The organism is Hymenobacter setariae (assembly GCF_007713685.1).
Taxonomy (GTDB): Bacteria; Bacteroidota; Bacteroidia; order Cytophagales; family Hymenobacteraceae; genus Hymenobacter; species Hymenobacter setariae.
Genome location: NZ_VMRJ01000006.1, coordinates 361,867 through 379,252, shown reverse-complemented (window position 1 = coordinate 379,252; position 17,386 = coordinate 361,867). Strand labels below are relative to the sequence as shown.

At 59.0% G+C, this 17,386-nt stretch carries 14 protein-coding genes; 6 read left to right on the top strand and 8 right to left on the bottom strand.

Features of this window, described 5'->3' with window-relative positions:
- Positions 1-33: 33 nt before the first annotated feature.
- Together FNT36_RS22250 and FNT36_RS22245 are read right to left on the bottom strand one after the other, a co-directional pair.
- The gene (locus FNT36_RS22250) at positions 34-663 is read right to left on the bottom strand and encodes a thymidine kinase (RefSeq protein WP_233636155.1); all 630 of its coding nucleotides are present in this window, start codon (positions 661-663) and stop codon (positions 34-36) included.
- Between the two features lie 171 nt (positions 664-834).
- Positions 835-1,158 carry a 2Fe-2S iron-sulfur cluster-binding protein gene (locus FNT36_RS22245; protein WP_144852348.1) on the bottom strand — a complete coding sequence of 108 codons (324 nt, stop codon included), beginning with the start codon at positions 1,156-1,158 and terminating at the stop codon, positions 835-837.
- 47 nt (positions 1,159-1,205) lie between these two features.
- On the opposite strand from FNT36_RS22245, the gene FNT36_RS22240 reads away from it, so the two are divergent.
- Positions 1,206-2,402 carry a hypothetical protein gene (locus FNT36_RS22240; RefSeq protein WP_144852345.1) on the top strand — a complete coding sequence of 399 codons (1,197 nt, stop codon included), beginning with the start codon at positions 1,206-1,208 and terminating at the stop codon, positions 2,400-2,402.
- Between the two features lie 3 nt (positions 2,403-2,405).
- Positions 2,406-3,461 carry a hypothetical protein gene (locus FNT36_RS22235; RefSeq protein ID WP_144852341.1) on the top strand — a complete coding sequence of 352 codons (1,056 nt, stop codon included), beginning with the start codon at positions 2,406-2,408 and terminating at the stop codon, positions 3,459-3,461.
- A gap of 7 nt (positions 3,462-3,468) precedes the next feature.
- Here FNT36_RS22235 and FNT36_RS22230 read toward each other — a convergent pair whose 3' ends face one another.
- The 4 genes from FNT36_RS22230 to rodA all read right to left on the bottom strand — a co-directional run bounded on the left by FNT36_RS22230 (position 3,469) and on the right by rodA (position 7,057).
- Positions 3,469-4,191, bottom strand: coding sequence for a pirin family protein (locus FNT36_RS22230; RefSeq protein ID WP_144852338.1), 723 nt, complete (start codon positions 4,189-4,191; stop codon positions 3,469-3,471).
- Positions 4,188-4,718, bottom strand: a complete 531-nt coding sequence (locus tag FNT36_RS22225; protein WP_144852335.1) for a hypothetical protein — start codon at positions 4,716-4,718, stop codon at positions 4,188-4,190. Before FNT36_RS22225 ends, FNT36_RS22230 begins: the two co-directional genes overlap by 4 nt.
- Positions 4,719-4,814: 96 nt before the next feature.
- Positions 4,815-5,540 carry a dioxygenase family protein gene (locus tag FNT36_RS22220; protein ID WP_144852332.1) on the bottom strand — a complete coding sequence of 242 codons (726 nt, stop codon included), beginning with the start codon at positions 5,538-5,540 and terminating at the stop codon, positions 4,815-4,817.
- Positions 5,541-5,746: 206 nt separating this feature from the next.
- Complete coding sequence (gene rodA / locus FNT36_RS22215; RefSeq protein ID WP_144852329.1) at positions 5,747-7,057, bottom strand: rod shape-determining protein RodA; 1,311 nt, start codon at positions 7,055-7,057, stop codon at positions 5,747-5,749.
- Between the two features lie 566 nt (positions 7,058-7,623).
- On the opposite strand from rodA, the gene FNT36_RS22210 reads away from it, so the two are divergent.
- Positions 7,624-10,713, top strand: a complete 3,090-nt coding sequence (locus tag FNT36_RS22210) for a SusC/RagA family TonB-linked outer membrane protein (RefSeq protein WP_317129628.1) — start codon at positions 7,624-7,626, stop codon at positions 10,711-10,713.
- Between the two features lie 12 nt (positions 10,714-10,725).
- Positions 10,726-12,351: a RagB/SusD family nutrient uptake outer membrane protein gene (locus FNT36_RS22205; protein ID WP_144852323.1), complete on the top strand. Its 1,626-nt coding sequence runs from the start codon at positions 10,726-10,728 to the stop codon at positions 12,349-12,351.
- A 110-nt stretch (positions 12,352-12,461) separates the two neighbouring features.
- Here FNT36_RS22205 and mrdA read toward each other — a convergent pair whose 3' ends face one another.
- On the bottom strand, positions 12,462-14,303 hold the full coding sequence (gene mrdA, locus FNT36_RS22200) for a penicillin-binding protein 2 (protein WP_144852319.1): 1,842 nt from the start codon (positions 14,301-14,303) through the stop codon (positions 12,462-12,464).
- Between the two features lie 243 nt (positions 14,304-14,546).
- Here mrdA and FNT36_RS22195 point away from each other — a divergent pair, with 243 nt between their 5' ends.
- Both FNT36_RS22195 and FNT36_RS22190 read left to right on the top strand, forming a co-directional pair.
- Entirely contained in the window at positions 14,547-15,542 is a 996-nt protein-coding gene (locus FNT36_RS22195) for a glycosyltransferase family 2 protein (RefSeq protein ID WP_144852315.1), read from the top strand.
- 48 nt (positions 15,543-15,590) lie between these two features.
- Positions 15,591-16,394, top strand: a complete 804-nt coding sequence (locus FNT36_RS22190) for a carbohydrate deacetylase (RefSeq protein WP_144852312.1) — start codon at positions 15,591-15,593, stop codon at positions 16,392-16,394.
- Between the two features lie 34 nt (positions 16,395-16,428).
- Here the strand turns inward: FNT36_RS22190 and FNT36_RS22185 are convergent, their stop codons facing one another.
- Entirely contained in the window at positions 16,429-17,376 is a 948-nt protein-coding gene (locus tag FNT36_RS22185) for a lysylphosphatidylglycerol synthase transmembrane domain-containing protein (protein ID WP_144852309.1), read from the bottom strand.
- Between the last annotated feature and the right edge of the window lie 10 nt (positions 17,377-17,386).

The window sequence follows — 17,386 nt, the reverse complement described above, 5'->3', positions numbered from 1 at the left end:
CACCCTAGGAAGAAGTCAGTCGCAGCACCGATACTAGCGCGCTGCTTGGGCCGCCCGCGCTGCCTCGATGGCCGGCCGGGCCGCAGGCCCTGCCAAAAAGCAGGGCCGGCAGCGCGCCTCGTAGGCGTCGGCTTCGCCCAGCAGCACTTGGCTTTCGCTGGCCGAAAGACGGTAGGAATACGCTGCCAGCTCGCCGCAGCACACGCACACAGCATGCACCTTGGTCACAAACTCGGCCGTGGCCAACAGTGCGGGCATAGGACCAAAAGGCCGCCCTAGGTAGTCCATATCGAGCCCCGCCACTATGACCCGGGTGCCCGCGTCGGCTAGCCGGCGGCATACATCTACCAGCGAGTCGTCGAAGAACTGGGCCTCGTCGATGCCCACCACGTCGGTGGCGCCACCGGCCAGCAGCAAAATTTCGGAGGGCGACTGCACTGGCGTCGAGCGGATGCTATTGTGGTTGTGGCTCACCACATCTTGGTCGTGGTAGCGCGTATCGAGGGCCGGCTTGAAGATTTCGACCCGCTGCCGCGCGATGCGGGCCCGGGTAAGGCGGCGAATAAGCTCTTCGGTCTTGCCCGAAAACATAGAGCCGCACACTACTTCCAGCCACCCACGGCGGCGCAAAAAATCAACGGGGCGATGAGGCTCGGTAAACAAGATAAAGCAATAATGAGGAAAGAAAGCAGGTGGGCGAAAGCCCTAGGTGCTAGCTCACCGGCAAAAACGAAACAAGGGCGAAAGTCAACAGAGCGAATTTACAACCGCCTAACAAAGGTAGCCCAGCCGCTAAACGAACCCAATCCAGACGGCTTTCGGCAGCTCGCCTACTCACCCTATGTACTCGACGTGCGGCAGCTTGGTGGCCTCGGGCACCTGGCCAGTTACTTCGCCTTGGGGCAGGCGCACTTGGCAGGCTAGGCGCTCGTGTGGCAGCAGCCGCCCAGCAGCCAGGTAGCGCAACTCGGGCTCGGTGCGGGGCGTGAGGTGCTCGCCCCCAGCTTGCACCTGCAACCGGCACGTAGTGCAGCGGCCCTTGGCCCCGCAGGCGTGGCGCCAGTCGTGGCCAGCCCGCTGAATAGCTGCTAGCAGCGTGGCGCCGGCGGGCACCACTACGGGCGGGCCCGGCAGGTTGGTAAGGTGCAGCAGGGGCATTTGTGGCTAACTTGGCGGCGAAAAGGCCGGAACCACCCGGCGGTTTTATGCAAGATAACTATAGCCTCGCCAAGTGCGAGCAATACGGCCGCCGGCTTGCGTCCCGGCTGTGCCAGCAGCACTTTGGCCCTCAGCCCGATGCCACGCTCGATGGCCCGGCGCTGCTCAAGTTTACGCCCATTCGGCAGCTCAACTTATTGGTGGTGCGGCAGTTGCTAGGTCGCTGGCAGCATGAAGCGCAGCAGCTTCGGAGCCCCTACTTCAATTTTGAGGCTGAGGCGGTGCGCACGGCACTCACGCAGTTTATGAACGTGCTCTCGCGCCACATTCGCCTCGACCGGGCGGCGCTAGAGCCCCTGCTGGCCCAAGCCGCGGCCGATACGCTGCTGCTGGCTGCCGACCCAGCCCTGGCCTTCGAGCGCCTGCTGCTGCCCGCCGCCAGCGCCGATGCCGACGAACCGGTGCCGGTGACTGAGCTGCGCGACGCCCTCCGCTACCTCGACCAAGACAAGGAGTATTACCAAGCCTTTGTGGATAGCCTGCCCAGCAGCAACGCCCCGCTGAGCCGCGACTTCTTGGTGCAGCGCTTCGCGCTTTACCAAGCCAAGCACACCAAGGCCGTCGATGCCATGCCACGGCTAGTAGCTGCCTTCAGCGCCCTGCTGCCGCTCACCGAGGCCGACCTGTGGGATGATGGCCCAGCTACGCCCGCTCCTACCCCGGCTAGCGAACCTGTAGCTACTCCAGCGCCAGCCCCTGCCCCGGCGCCGACTCCAGTAGCGTCTCCTCCAGCACCCGCGTCAGCAGAGCCATCTACGCCCCCCGCCCCCGAGTCTCCGGCACCTGCTGCACCACCCGCCGAAGAGCCAGCACCCACGAATGCGGTGCCCCTCTATGAAAAGCTCAAGGCCACGCAGCCAACAGCTGCCTCACCCTTGGCCAGCACACTGCGCCACTCAGCCCAGGGCGGCGCCTCGCCACTAGCCGAGCGGAGCGCCCCCAAAGTTGGCAGCCTGCGCGAAGCTATTTCCATCAACCAGCGCTTTAGCTTTATCAATGAGCTGTTTAATGGGGAGAACATGGAGTATCATGCGGCTATTCAGCACCTCGACTCGCTGCCCACGGCCGATGCTGCTATGGCCTATGTGCGCCAAGAACTAGCCAATAGCCACGACTGGAGCCGCAAGGAAGAGCACGTGGGCAAACTGCTCAAGCTGATTGAGCGCAAGTTTGCTACCACCTAGGGGATGCTCGGGCTGGCAAAGCTGCTAGAGCCCGGCCGCGGGCGGCGCTGGCTGCTGCCATGGGCATTGGGCCTAGGCATGCTGCTCAACTTGGCCTATCCCATGTACCGGCACTACGATTTCTCGCACTCGCTCGATACCCGCAGTTACCTGCGCCTAGCGGCGGGTCGCTTCGACAGCGTGAACGTGACGCGCCGCTACCGGGTGCTGGTGCCAGCCGCTGCGGGTATTCTGGCCCAGCCCATTGCGCGGGTATACGGCAAGATATGGCCGCAGCGCCCGGCCGGCGAGTGGCCCCGCCGTTTTGCTTTCTTCTTGGTAAACTGTGCCCTCCTAGGTGCGGCGGGGGCTACCTGGTGGCGAGCGGCCCGGCTGGCGGGTGCCAGCACGGGGGCCGTAGGCGTGGCGCTGCTGGCGGTACTTAGTAGCCGTTGGGCCGAGTACATCGCTGGCCTGCCGCTAGTCGATAGCCTGTATCTACTGGTGTTTGGGCTCAGCTACTACGCTTGGCGGCGCGGGCCAGGGGCAGGCTGGGCGGTGGCCGCCGCGCTACTGGTGGGGCCACTGGCTAAAGAATCATTTGTGTTTTTGCTGCCCTGGCTAGGCTGGTATGGGCGGCGGGCCCTAGGCTGGCGTGGGCAGCTAGCTGCGCTGGCGGTGGGGGTAGCTGCCCTCGGAGCAGTGCACTATTTTATTGATACTGCCGCCGGGGCGGCGCATACTGATACCATTACCAACGCGCTGGCGCACCGCGAGAACATCCTGTATTCGCTGCGACGGGCAGCTTCGCCTAAGGGCCTAGGCGAGCTACTGAGCATCTTTGGGCTTTTCACGCTGCCCGTGCTGTTAGCTTTGGGGCGGCCCGCTGGGCGGCGGGCTTTAGCCCCGGTACTGGGTTGGGCCGAGGCGCTGCTGTTTGCCGTGGTAGTCGTGCACATGCTGCTATCAAGCGAGCTCGGGCGTATGGGCTATTTGTTTGCGCCAGTGTTCACAGCGGCGCTAGCGTTGGTAGCGCAGGCGGCCATGGACCGCTTCGCTCGGCAGGCGCTTCCTAGGTAGGCCTAGGCTACGGCCACAGCTCTAGCAGCACGACAATGGCGTGGTTACTGAGGGCTTCCAGTTCAATGGCTTCTACCTCCCAGAGTGCTAAGGCATCTTTCTCGTGCAGCAAGCGGCTTTCTAGCTCAAAGGCCCCGGCCAGTACAAAGGCCACTAGTTGGCTGCCTTTCTGCTTCACTTGGTATACAGCCTCTTGCCGCCCCATAAACCGACATAGGCTAAAACTAAAAGGCAATTGGAACTGCGTTGGCGCCCGGTCCTGCGTGCGCTCCCCAACCAGTTCGAGCAACTCGTTTTCTGGGAGCTCCTCAAATACCGTTGCGAGGCCCACGGCGGGCGCCGTGAGTGGTGTAGAAGCGCGCACCCAGAGGTGCAAAAAGCTAATCAACTCGTGGGCATAAGGGTTTCGCAGCCGCAGTAGCGTGCCCGCGGGAGCCGAAATTGTGAATACCGTGCCAACCTCCACCGTGCCGTGCGCGCCACCTATGCTGTAAGCGACGGTACCCGTAATAGGTAACACAACTACATAGGAGTCTTGTGCTACGGGCAGTTCTACCTCATGCCCCCTAGCCAGCGTTTCCTCATTCAGCCCATAAAGGCGGCCAACGGGCTCCTTATATGCGTGCTGGTAGTCGCCAAAGCTGAATGTGCTCTGGCGCCGAAAATGCGAGTTTTCGACTACCCCGCGCTGGTCGGCCACATAGATTTTGCCTGGAACTTGCGTTATCATCCTACAGTAGCTGCGGGCTCGGCCGGGCGCAAGGAATGGATAGTGAGGTAGGGCTGTAGCTGAAAGAGATGCGTCAGGACTTCGCCGTTAGCTTCGGCCGGCGCGGTAGCATCCGACACGAGCAAATAAGACGCAATGGTATCGTGCCAGTGCAGCGGCTCAGTATAGAAGTTAATGGCTACCTGATGCTTGCTTGGGTCGTGCAGGTCCGAGTTAATCAGCTCGAACTGATAGCGCGTGAACTTCAGAAAGTAACGCCCTACGTTGTTCACAATGTCGGGCATTACTCCCTTCAGCTGCTGCACATAGCCGCCAATAGAGCCTCCTACCAGAAAATGCAGCTTCTCGGCGCCGGGCACGTAGTGCAGCAGCTCGCCAAACGTGCGGTACTGCCCGCCAGGGTTATACAACTGCGCCTGCATCCGCAGCTCGCGGTAGCTGTCGGCCAGCACCAGCTTGTCCCATGGCTTGGGAGAGTTAACATCGAGCACTTTGCGGTAAGCAAGCGTAATGGTGCGGGTCGGCATCGTTTTTAGCTAGTAGGAAGCAGCAATGGATTGTTAAGAGCTGACAGACTGAAGATTACTCACAGCTTATTACCTCTTACTTCCATAACCCATTTTTTACACGGCAATAGCCATCGTGAGCACGAAGCCATCGGTGGTGTTGCCCGTTACGGTGGCAATCTCCGCGCCCGCTGTGTCGTCGCTGAATACGTTGTCCGATTTATTATACGTGTAGCCGCTCAGGCCCTTGGCGTAGCCATTGACGGCGGCTAGGGCCGTGCCCGTGCCTTCAGGAAAGGCTATCTGGGTCACTTTCAGCGACGTGCCGCTGGCGTTGTACACGTGCACGTGGATGTGAGTGGCGCGGCCCGAGTACCAGCCCGGGAAGATGCTGGTGAACGTGACCAGGCCCGCCGCGTCGGTAGTTTGGCGGCCGCGCAAGAAGTGTACGCTTGTATAGTTAGTGCTCTGCATACCAGTGCCGCCATACTCCGAGTAATTGCCTTGGGCGTCGCAATGCCAAATGTCAACCAATGCCCCAGCTAGGGCTGCGCAGCTGTTGGGGCTGCTGTTTATCGTGATTTTAACAGTCAGCTTATAGCCCGTGCGGCCATCGGTGATATCGCTACGCACGTAAGAGGAAGGCGTGTGCGTCGGAAACGGCCCCTCGGTTTCGGTGGGCGCCACGGTGCAGCTGCTCGAGCCGGTAGTAGTGGTGCCCGTACCGGTAGTGGTTGTGGTGATCGTGCTCGGCGTCACCTCGTCTTTGCCACAGGCAGCGAGCAATACCGGGGCCGATGCTGCCCCCATGAGGAGGCTCTTGAGAAAATGCTTTCTTTCCATGCTAAGTAGAAGGTGAGAAGATGTAGTGCGATACCTATTACAAAGGTGATTTGCACGCTTCTCCTTCTGAGTAGCTAGTCGACGGAGCCGGCTTTTGCTTCGACGGATGACAACTATTTAGGGAAATAAGGCTGGGGACTAGGCCAGGTAACTAGGTGAGCAAGTGGCGGTCCTTGCTCCTGTAGTCTTATTCGCACTGCACATTCTCAGCGCAGCAAGTCCTGCTTGCGGTGGGCATCGAGGGCCAGCAGCGTAAAGAGCAGAATGGTGAACGACCACAGCGACGAGCCGCCATAGCTGAAAAACGGCAGCGGAATGCCCACCACCGGCATCAGGCCCATGGTCATCCCTAGGTTCACGGTGAAGTGCACAAATAGAATGCTAGCTACGCAGTAGCCATAGGTACGCCCAAACACCGATTTTTGGCGCTCGGCCACCAGCAGAATGCGCCAGAGCAGCGTGAGGTATAGCCCTATCACAACCAAGCAGCCTACCCAGCCCCACTCCTCCCCTACTGTGCAGAAAATAAAGTCGGTACTCTGCTCGGGCACGAAGTCGAACTTGGTTTGCGTACCCTTCAAAAAGCCCTTACCCAGCCAGCCGCCCGAGCCGAGAGCAATTTTACTTTGGGTCACGTTCCAGCCCTTCCCTAGGGGGTCTTTGCCGGGGTCGATGAGCATCTCGATGCGCTGGCGCTGGTGGGGCTGCAATACGTGGTTGAAGAAAAAATCGACCCCGAATACCATGCCGATAACCGCTGCCCACACGCTCAGGCTTAAAGGCAAGTGGTGGCGCCACAAGCGCGAGTTGAGCCCGAAAGCGGCCAGCAGCAGCACCGTAAAGGCAATGACCAGCCACAGCTTGGGCACCAGCAGCGCCAGCAGCAGAATAACGCCCCCCGCCGCCAGCAGCAGCAGGATAAGCGGCGACATACCCTCGCGGAAAAACGCCAGCAGCAAGGCCGCAAACACGAGCGCCTGCCCCGTCTCGTTGGAAGCCAGAATAAGCGCCACTGGCAGCAGCGTGAGGCCGGCCAATACGGCTTGGTCACGCCAGTTTTGCTGCCGTAGGTTGATGCCGGCCATGAAGCGCGAGGCCGCTAGCGCAGTGGTAAACTTAGCAAACTCGGCCGGCTGCAAGCGCACCGGCCCCAACTCGAGCCACGAGCGCGACCCCGCAATGGGCCTGGCAATGAAGATGGTGAGCACTAGCAGCAGTATCATACCGCCGTAGAGAACATAAGCCAGGGTATCGTATGCCTTATAATCGACCACCAGCAGCACTACAATGAGCACCACGGCAGTGCCCATCCAGAGCAGCTGCTTAAACCAGTTGAAAGCCATCAGCTCCGAGAAGCTGAGGTCGCGTAGTGCGTGCACGGCGGGTGCATCGGGGGCGGGCGGTGCGTAGGACGCCGCGTATACGGCCACCCACCCTAGGCCCACTAGCGCCAAGTACAGGAGTACCGTGAGCCAGTCGATGCTGCGCGACGAACGGATAGCGACGGTTGGATACATGCGAAAATTTTCCGCAAAGGTCGGGCCGCCAAGTTTGAAGTCCTAGGCTGCGCCTAAGGTTAGCGGCCAATAGCAGTAGCTAGCGCTGCACCAAGCCAGGCGCGGGCACAGCGGGTCTACAGGCTTTAAAGAGGCTCGCCGCAAGCATTTGAGCACTACTTGCGACCAGCTCGAACCAATTACTGTCCAGCTATTTCTGCCCTCACGTTAGAAACGCATAAATAGTTTCACTTGAGTTAGGTGTTAGGTGTACATTCTATGAATAATTAGTAGTACATTTCGGCCCTACACTTAGCTTAAACTAGTGTAAGCTCCAGCACATTAATAGAGTATCATTCTATTTATCAAGATACATAGCTATTATTACCTGTTTGGTCAATAGAAGTTTGGCAGTTCAGAAAAAGTTACTACTTCTTAATAGAGTAAGTAAGAAAGCAGAAAAGTATAGCACCGCGCCCGTTTGAAATCAGAGGCTTTCACTAGCCTAATCGATATACTAACAAGTAGTTGCCTGCAAAGCTCAATAAGAGAACTGCAGTATTTTTCCCACCCCAACTTTTTAATATATGACTGACCACTTACACCAATCAACTGGTTGGTGGAGAACGACAAGGGTTGCGTTGCTGCCGAGCGCGCTACTCATGCTCTCTACTACAGTTAGCTCTGCCACCGGAAGTGAGGCGCAAGCCGGATTAAAGCGAAAGCCTGCTTTAAGTGCTAAAACGATTAAATCGGCTTTATTTGCTAAAACGATTAAAGCGGCTCTTACAGTACGTGGGCACGTGCAAGACGAGCTAGGCAAACCCATTCCGGGTGCCACCATCTTGCTCAAAGGCACCTCTATCGGCGCGGCTGCCGACGCCGACGGGGCCTACTCACTGGAAGCACCCGATGCGACGGGCACCCTCGTGATTTCGGCCGTTGGGTTTACCTCGCAGGAGGTAGCTATCGGCAACCGCACCACGGTTGACGTGACCTTGAAGACGGACGTGAAGTCGCTGAACGAGGTGGTAGTAGTAGGCTACGGCACGCAGCGCCGGGCCGAAGTGACCTCTGCCGTAGCCACGGTGAAGTCGGAAGACTTCAACCAAGGCGGCACGCGCAACGCACTAGACCTGATTCAGGGAAAAGTGGCGGGCCTGTCGGTGACGCGTACCCAGGGCAACAACCCCAACTCTAGCCCGGCCATTCAGCTGCGGGGTATTGTATCGGTGAACGGTGATTTGTCGCCGCTTATCGTTATCGACGGTATTCCGGGCGGCAACCTCGACTTGCTGCAGCAAGATGATATTGAGTCGTTTAACGTACTAAAGGACGGCTCGGCGGCGGCTATCTACGGCACGCGCGGCAACGCGGGGGTTATTCTGATTACGACCAAGAAAGGCAAGAACGGCCCGGCCCACTTCGACTACTCGACTTATATCCAGCGCGAAGTGGTGGCCAAGCGGCCCCGCTTCTTGACGGCCGACGAATGGCGGGCGTACCGCGCCGACCCGACCAATACTAAGTCGGGCCAAATGCAGGACCTAGGCGCCTCGACCGACTTCTACGACCTGCTAATTAATAAGAGCAACCTGAGCCAGTACCACAATCTGGCACTATCGGGAGGCAGCGCTACGGGCAGCTACCGGGCTTCTATCTATTACAATAACGCGGACCCCATTACGATTCAAAACTGGCGCAAGCAGTACGGCGGGCGCCTGAGTCTCAATCAGCGGGGCTTTCACGACATGTTGAGCGCGCAGCTCGACCTAGCTACTAACTTCAACAAAGCCAACCTACTCGGCGGCAACGGCGGCGACTTTGAGAACGCGCTGGGCCGCAACCCCACGCAGCCGGTATACAACCCCGACGGCACGTTCTACGAGGAAGGCTCGACGACCAACCCCATTGGCCGCCTCACCCAGGAAAGCAACCAACGGGACCAAAACACGACTTCGGCCGACATCCGGTTTACGCTCGAGCCCATCAAGGGCCTGCGGGCTACGGCGTTTGGCGCCGTGGTACGCGATGCCCAAAACGACAACGAGTACCGGCAGGCAGGCTCACGCTTTTCGCAGATTGGTACCCTGAACGGTACGCCGGTGCGTGGCACGGCCTACGCCCGCAAGCGTAATTACCTAGAAAACAACTATACTTTCGAGTCAACACTCGAATATGGCCGGACCTTTAACGAGGCCCACACCTTCCGGGTGCTGGGTGGCTACAGCTACCAGTACCGCGTGTTCGAATCGTTTGAGGCGGGCAACAGCGGCTTCTTGAACGACGTGTTTCAGGAAAACAACCTAGGGGCGGGTAACTTCCTGCAGCTAGGTAAGGCGTCGCTGGGCAGCAACAAGGAAGATAATAAGCTCATTGCCTTCTTTGGCCGCGTAAACTACTCGTTTAAAGATAGGTACATCGCGCAGTTCATTCTGCGCCACGAAGGCTCGTCGCGCTTCGGGGCTAATAATAAGTACGGTGACTTCCCGGCCGCTTCGGTGGGCTGGGCCATCAGCCAAGAGTCCTTCATGAAAGGAGTTTCCTTCGTGAATGACCTGAAGCTGCGCGCTGGCTACGGCGTAACCGGCAACCAAGGTATTCCGAACTACCAGTCGGTGGTGCGCCTAGGTACCGGCAACCAGTACCTGAACGACGACGGCATCTGGCGCCAGACCTACGGCCCCAACAACAACCCCAACCCCAACCTGCGCTGGGAGCGCAAGCAAGAGGTAAACGTTGGGGTTGACTTTGCTCTCTTCGGCAACCGCCTCACCGGTGCTATTGATGTGTATCGCCGGCGCACGTCGGACCTGCTGGGTAACTTCAACACCCAGCTGCCACCCTTTGTGCAGTCTACGGTATTCACCAACGTGGGCGTTATCGAGAACAAAGGCCTAGAGGTAACCCTGAGCGGTACCGTTATGAAGACCAAGGACTTCAGCTGGGGCATGGACTTCACGGGCAGCACGCAGAGCAACAAGCTGGTGTCTTTCTCGGACGACGTGTATAAAACTACGTTCCTGAACTTTGGTGACATCGGCGGCTTTGGGGCACTCGGCAACGCTATTCGCACCATCGAGGGCGGGCCGCTGGGCAGCTTCTACGGCAAGCGCTTTGCGGGCTTCACGCCCGAAGGCAAGTGGCTGTTTTACAAGGCCACTGGCGAAGCCGTGACGGCCGACAAAATCGCGCCCAACGATGACTATGCATACATTGGCAACGGGGTGCCCAAGTACTACATGTCTTGGAATAACCGCTTCCAGTACAAGAATTTTGATTTGACGCTCTTCTTCCGGGGCAAGTTCAAGTACGACATCCTAAACCTGCAGCAGGTATTCTTCGGCAACAAAGTGTACCTGCCCAACAACGTGTTGCAGGATGCCATTTCGCGCAACAACCAAATCAACGACGTACTGCAGTACTCGGACTACTACCTCGAGCCCGGCGGCTTTGTCAAGCTCGACAACGTGACCCTAGGGTACAATTTCAAGTTTAACACGAGCTATATCCGCAATCTGCGCGTTTACCTCACGGGCCGCAACCTGCTTACGTTCACGAAGTACCGCGGCCTTGACCCCGAAGTGGACGACACGGGCCTAGCCCCCGGCATCGACGGGCGCGGCTTCTACCCGCGCACCCGCTCCTTCACGGCCGGTCTTTACGTTGGTTTCTAATATCCCACCCCTATGCAACGATTATCTAAAAGCTTTTTGCTAACCGGCGCGCTCACCCTGCTACTGGGCACTTCCTGCACCAAGCTGGATGAAACGCTCTACAGCCAGATTGACGCCGCCAAGTTTTATAACAACCGCCAGGAGATTCTGGCGGGTGTGCTGCGCCCCTATACCCACGCCAACGCCTGGATGGCGCCCACCGGCCAAACCGGCTACTGGCGGCTCAATGAGATGTCGGCCGACCAACTGGCCTGGCCCCAGAAGGGCCGCCACGGCTACGACGATGCCCAGTGGATTCGGCAGCACGGCCACAGCTGGGTGTACACCGAAAACTTTGTGTGGGACCCCTGGCGGCTGATTTACACCGGCATTGGCTTCTGCAACAGCACCCTAGGTGACTTCGAGCGGGTAGACTTTACCCGGGCCGGCGTTTCGGACCAAGAGAAGGCGGCCTTCATTGCTGAGCTCAAGGTGTTCCGAGCTTTTCACTACCTCAAGCTGATGGACTTGTACGGCAACGTACCCATCGTAACCAAGGTAGGCGAGCCAGTAAGCCCCCCCACCGCGCCACGGGCCGAGGTCTTTGCCTTTGTGGAAAAAGAGCTGAAGGATAACGTGGACTTGCTGCCCAACCTCAGCAAGGCGCTGATTGGGCGCATCACGAAGGCCGCTGGCTACGCCATGCTGGCCGAGCTTTACCTCAATGCTGAGGTATGGACCGGCACGGCCAAGTGGGACGAGTGCATTGCCGCCTGCGACAAAATCAGCTCGGGTGCCACCGGTGGCCTCAACGGGGCGCCGGCGCTAGACCCGAACCTGACCGCTACCTACAACAACACCAACGACAACTCGAAGGAGGCGCTCTTCCAGCTCACCTACGATTACCAGGCCACGCCCACGCGTTGCGGCTGGAGCGGCGACTTCTACCATTTCGCCCAGCGTCTGATTTATGACGGTGATGCCAACGGCAACAACGGCATGGTCGTGATTCCGACCGCCTACGATGCCTTTAAAAACAACGACTTGCGCAAGTCCACCTGGATGCTCATTGGCACCCAGTACCAGCTCACTGCCCCGACTAAGCCGGTGGAAGGCACCGAAGAATACCGCGGCAAACCGCTGGTTTTTGTGAATGAAATTCGGCGGGCTAGCGAAAACAAGACCAGCTCGACCATGATTGACGGGGAGGAGAACAGTGGCGCCCGCTTCAACAAGTACCCCCCCGGCCGGCAGTCGGAGGCCAAGTACTGGAGCAACGACTGGATTATGTACCGCCTCACCGACATCTACTTCTACAAAGCCGAAGCGTTGATGCGCAAAAACGGCGGCACAGCAGTGCCCGAAGCGCTGCGGTTGGTTAATGAGGTGCACAGCCGGGCCTTCAAGGCATCCGATGTAGCTCAAGAAACCTACACCGCTGCCACCCTCACGCTGCCGGAGCTACTGGCCGAGCGGGGCCGCGAATTCATTTTTGAAGGCAAGCGCCGCACCGACCAGATTCGCTTTGGCACCTTCACCACCGCCTCGTGGTGGGACCACCGGCCCAGCGATAAAACCAAAGCGCTGTACCCAGTGCCGCAGCGCCAGCTGGCAGCAAACCCGAACCTGAAGCAAAACGAAGGGTACCCAGCAAAGTAGCGTAATGGCTACTGCTTGTACCTAAACAAAGAAAGGGACAGCCGATTGGCTGTCCCTTTCTTTGTTTAATGGCTATACACTGTTTTAACACGGGCCTAGGTGCCCGTTTGCTAGTGGTGCGCTTTGATGGTCAAGTTGCCGTACTTAATCCAGTCCTCCATGCGGTGGTGGTAATTGGCCACTTTGCCGCGCAGGTATTTTTCCATCATCAGGCCGGCGGCTGGGGCGGCGGCGCTGCCCCCGAAACCCCCATTTTCGATAAATACGGCGATAGCAATTTTGGGGTCGTTGGCTGGGGCAAAGGCAGCGAAGGCCGAGTGGTCGAAGCCGTGCGAGTTCTGTACCGTTCCGGTTTTGCCGGCCACCGAGATTCCAAACTGCCGCAGCGAGGCCAGTGGTGCGGTGCCGCCGCGCCCATCCACCACCTCGCACATACCGGGAATAACGTATTTAAACAGCGTAGTATCGACGGCCGTGTAGTGGCGCTGGCGGTACTCAGGCAGCGGCTGCCCTTCTTTGCCGATGCTGCGCACAAAGTGCGGCGCGATATACCAACCTCGGTTGGCGATGGTGGCCATCACATTGGCCGTTTGCAAGCCCGTGATACCGATTTCGCCCTGCCCGATGCTGAGCGAGTACACCGTCTTGAAGTTCCACTTGTGGTAACCTAGGTGCTTGTCGTAGTACTCGGGCGAGGGAATGAGGCCGCGCTTTTCCTGGCCCATGTCCACGCCCAGCTTTTCACCCAGGCCAAAGGACTTCACCATTTTTTGCCACTGGCCGAGCCCTATGCGGGAATCTTCAAAGCCGTTGGGCGACTGGTGACGCACCACCGCCGCCCGCATCACCTGGTAGAAGTACGGGTTGCAGCTGTTCTTGATGGCAATATTGAGATTGGCCGGGTACTCGTGGCGGTGAGTGCAGTGGATAAGCGACTGGTTGCACGGAAAGCCCGTGTTGGGCCCCACCACGCCTAGCTGCATGGCTACCAACTCATTCACTATCTTAAAAACCGAACCGGGCGGGTAGGTCGCCATTAGGGGGCGGTCGAAGAGCGGGCGGTTTGGGTTCTTGAGCAGGTCCATGTAGCGGTTGCCCATGCCCTTGCCGGTCAGCATCTGGGGCTCGTAGTGGGGCGCCGACACAAAGCATAGTATCTCGCCCGTCTTAGGGTCGATGGCCACGATGGAGCCCCGGCGCCCGGCCAGCAGCGTTTCGCCGTAGGCTTGCAGCTCGGCGTCGATGCTGAGGTGTAAGTCCTGCCCCGCCACCGAGAGCGTATCAAACTGTCCATTGCGGAACGGCCCTTTGTCGATGCCACGCACGTTTACCAAGCGGTATTGCACGCCGCGCTGGCCCATTAAGGTTGATTCGTAGTAGGCTTCGAGGCCCGAAATGCCCACGTTTTCGCCAGGCTGGTACTTGGCGTACTTCGGCTTTTCGAGAAAGGCTGGCGTGATGGCCCCTACGTACCCTAGGGCGTGGGCCAGGTTTTGGGTGCGGTAGGCCCGCGCCATGCGCGCCTGCACCCGAAAGCCTGGGAAGTCGATGAGGTGGTCATTGATAGCGGCCAGCTCGGGCGTGCTCAGGTTTTGAAGCAGCGGCGAAGGCTTCACCCGCGAGTACTTCTTAGCAAAGCGGAGCCCTAGACGCAAGTCTTCGATGGAAAGCTGCATCACCCGGCAAAACTTGGCCGAGTCGAGGCCTCGCACTTCGCGGGGCACCACCACTAAGTCGTACACAGGCGTGTTTTGCACCAGTAGCGAGTCGTGCCGGTCGTAGATGAGGCCGCGGTAGGGTATCTGCACCTGTCGCTGCAGGGTATTGCGGTCGGCAGCAGCTTTATAAGAATCGTCCAGCACCTGGAGGTAAAACAGCCTCCCCGCAAACAACAACCCCACCACTATAAAAATGGCCATCACCACATAGCGGCGGCCTTCTAGATATTGCATAGCTTATCGGATAGTCTACAAAGTTACGGCCTAGGTAAGCGGCCAGGCCCAGAATTCTACAAGCTGAACGCCGAATAAGCCCATTGGCTCTGGCCTTCACGCAGTGCGCACAGCCAAGACATTGCGTGTGGCGCTGCGCTCCCTTATGCTAACAATGAAGGCGGCCAGATGCTTCGCTACACGCTGCATGCCGCCTAAAAGCTGACGCCCCGGCACCTAGTACCTTTGCGGATACTTATGTCTATGCCCTCGCTCGCTACGCCCACTGCCAACACGGCTTTTGCCGGTTTAATTTCCGTGGTGGCGCCGCTCTACAACGAAGTTGCCAACGTAGGCCAGCTGGTGAGCCGCGTGGCCGCCGTGATGAACCAGCACGGCTACGACTACGAACTCATCTTGGTGAATGATGGTAGCCGCGACCAGAGCTGGAAGCTGATGCAGGAGCTGGCCGCCCACGACCGCCACCTAGTAGCCGTTGACTTGGCCGGCAACTACGGCCAAACCCTGAGCCTGCGTGCCGGCTTCGAGCGTGCCCGCGGCGAGGTTATCATTGCTATGGACGGCGACTTGCAGCACGACCCGGCCTACATTCCGCAGTTTATCAGTCTCATCAATGAGGGCTACGATATGGTGGGCGGGGCCAAGGCCAAGCGCCCCGAGGGTCCCGTAGCCACGGCGCTAGCTACTACAGCACACGGCATCATCCGGCGCCTGTCGGGGGTGCAACTGCGCTACTTTGGGGCCACCTACAAGGCCTACCGCAGCTACCTAGTGAAGAACGTGGAGATGCTCGGCGATGCCCACCGCTTCCTAGGGGCACTGGTGGCACGCAAAGGCCTGCGCTACTGCGAGTTCCCAATAGAGATACACGAGCGGCAGTTTGGCCAGAGCAACTACAAGATTAGCAAGCTCTTCTATGTCATTCTCGACTTGTTCATCCTGCGCTTTTTCATCGTGCACGGGCGCAAGCCGTTCCGGTTGTTCGGGCTGGCGGGGCTGTTAAGTCTGCTGCTGGGCGGCGGGCTGGCGGGGCAGTTTTTGGTACGGTCGATATTCTTTGGGCTCAATATTTTCGGCACTTATCCGCTGGAATTCATTTTCAGCCTTTTCTTGCTCCTAGGTGGCATTTTCCTGCTTTGCTTCGGTGTACTGGCCGAAATCGGCATGTATATCTACTATTCGCGCCACACCCGCGCGCCCTACGTGGTGCGGCAGGTAGCGTCATCATTTAGTGAGTAACGGCTAGTAGTTACCAGTTCATTAGCGCGCCCCTCCTTGACCTGTTGAATGAAAAAGCTGGTTATCAACTGCGATGATTTTGGCTGGGATGCGCCCGCTACCCAGGCTATTTTGGAGTTGGGGGCGGCTGGGCAGGTGAGCAGTACTACTGTCATGGCCAATTTTGCCAGCGCGGCCGAGTTACGCGAGTTGGCCAAGTTGGCCTCCCCTACCCTCTCGGTGGGCCTGCACCTCACGCTCAATGCCGGCCAGCCCCTGAGTGCCGCCTCACAGGTGCCGTCGCTGGTAAATGCCGATGGGCAGTTTTACAGCTCTAGCCAGCTGTGGCAGCGTTTTTTGCGGGGCAAAGTGCGGCGCACCGAGCTACAGCTAGAAATAGCCGCTCAACTGAAACGCCTAAGTGCCGCTGGCCTCAGCCTAACCCACGCCGACAGCCACCAGCACTTGCACCAGTACCCACTGCTGGGCCCAGCGCTGCTGCAAATACTCGCTGGCCTAGGTGTGCGGCGGGTGCGCCGCCTCACGGCCGCAGGCCGATTTGATAGCCGCGGGCTAATACTACAAGCCTTTGCCAAGACTAGCCAACGGGCCCTAGGTCCCTTTCGCACGCCGGAAGCACTGATAACCACCTTCTCGACCGAGGCAGCTAGCGCGGCGGCGTTTAGGCGGGGGGTAGCGGCGGCCTTTCGGCCGGGCGTGCAAGTAGCCGAGTTTATGAGCCATCCGGGCCTGAGCGAGCGCGCTGGCTCCCCACTGATGCGCGTGCCCGAATACAACTTCTGGCGCGGCGGAGAAGCAACTAATTTGCTGCGCGAGCTGGGCGTGGAGCTAGTGAGCTATGCCGCTGTGTAGCGCGCTCACAACATAAGCCTGGTATTTAACTGCTTTAATGTGCGTTTGAGGCAAGCCCACTATCGGTCGGCATGGCAGGCGCAGCTTCATCGGCGCTCACTCGCACAAATGCGCCGCCTAGCGACACAATGGCCGTAATGACGTAGAATAGTACGCTTACACTCACCGCCACGGCGGGCTCTAGACCAAACAGCTTGGCACCGTAGAGAAATGTTAATTCGCGCGCCCCTAGGCCGCCTACTGTGAGCGGCAGCACCGCCGCCACCGACGAAGCAAGAAACACCAGCAGATAGGGCAATACTGGCCCGTGGGCAGCACCTAGGGCCGCCAGCAGCGCCCAGGCTTGCAGCACCTGCGCTCCTTGCACCCCCAGCGCCTGCCACGAGGTGCGCCCAAAAGCTGCTTGAAAAGCACCAAAAAGCCAGCGACCTAGCCCATAGCTGAGCCCCAAGCCGAGCGGCACCAATACCAGCGCTCCCAGGCGCCACCACCCAGGGTAAGTAGTGCCAGCAAATAAGAGCAATAACAGCACCAGCAGCGCCACCATCCCACTAAGCCTATCGAGTAGCAGCGCCCGAAAAATGACGGCCCGCCGCCCCGGAAACTGCCGCCCCAATAAGTACACTTTGTAGCCATCGCCCCCAATGCCGCCGGGCAAAAACAGGTTGTAGTACATGCCCAGCCAGTACAACCGTAGGTTGTAACCCTCGCGCAAGCGAATGCCGACGGCTCGAAAAAAATGATTGAGGCGCACGGACGAAATCAACTTCGACACGATAAACAGCCCCGTAGCCACGGCTAGCCAACCGGGCTGAGCCCCCCGCAGTGTGCGCCCGAGGGCCGGCAAGTCAAGGTGACGCGCCACTAGCCAGAGCGCGCCGGCCATAAAAGCCAGCTTGCCCAGTAGCAGCGCGTGGCGCCGCCAAGCAGGAAAGGGAGCTTTCTCGGTGGGCAGGCTAGCTGCTTCTATCTCATTAGTCATGGCGAGGCGA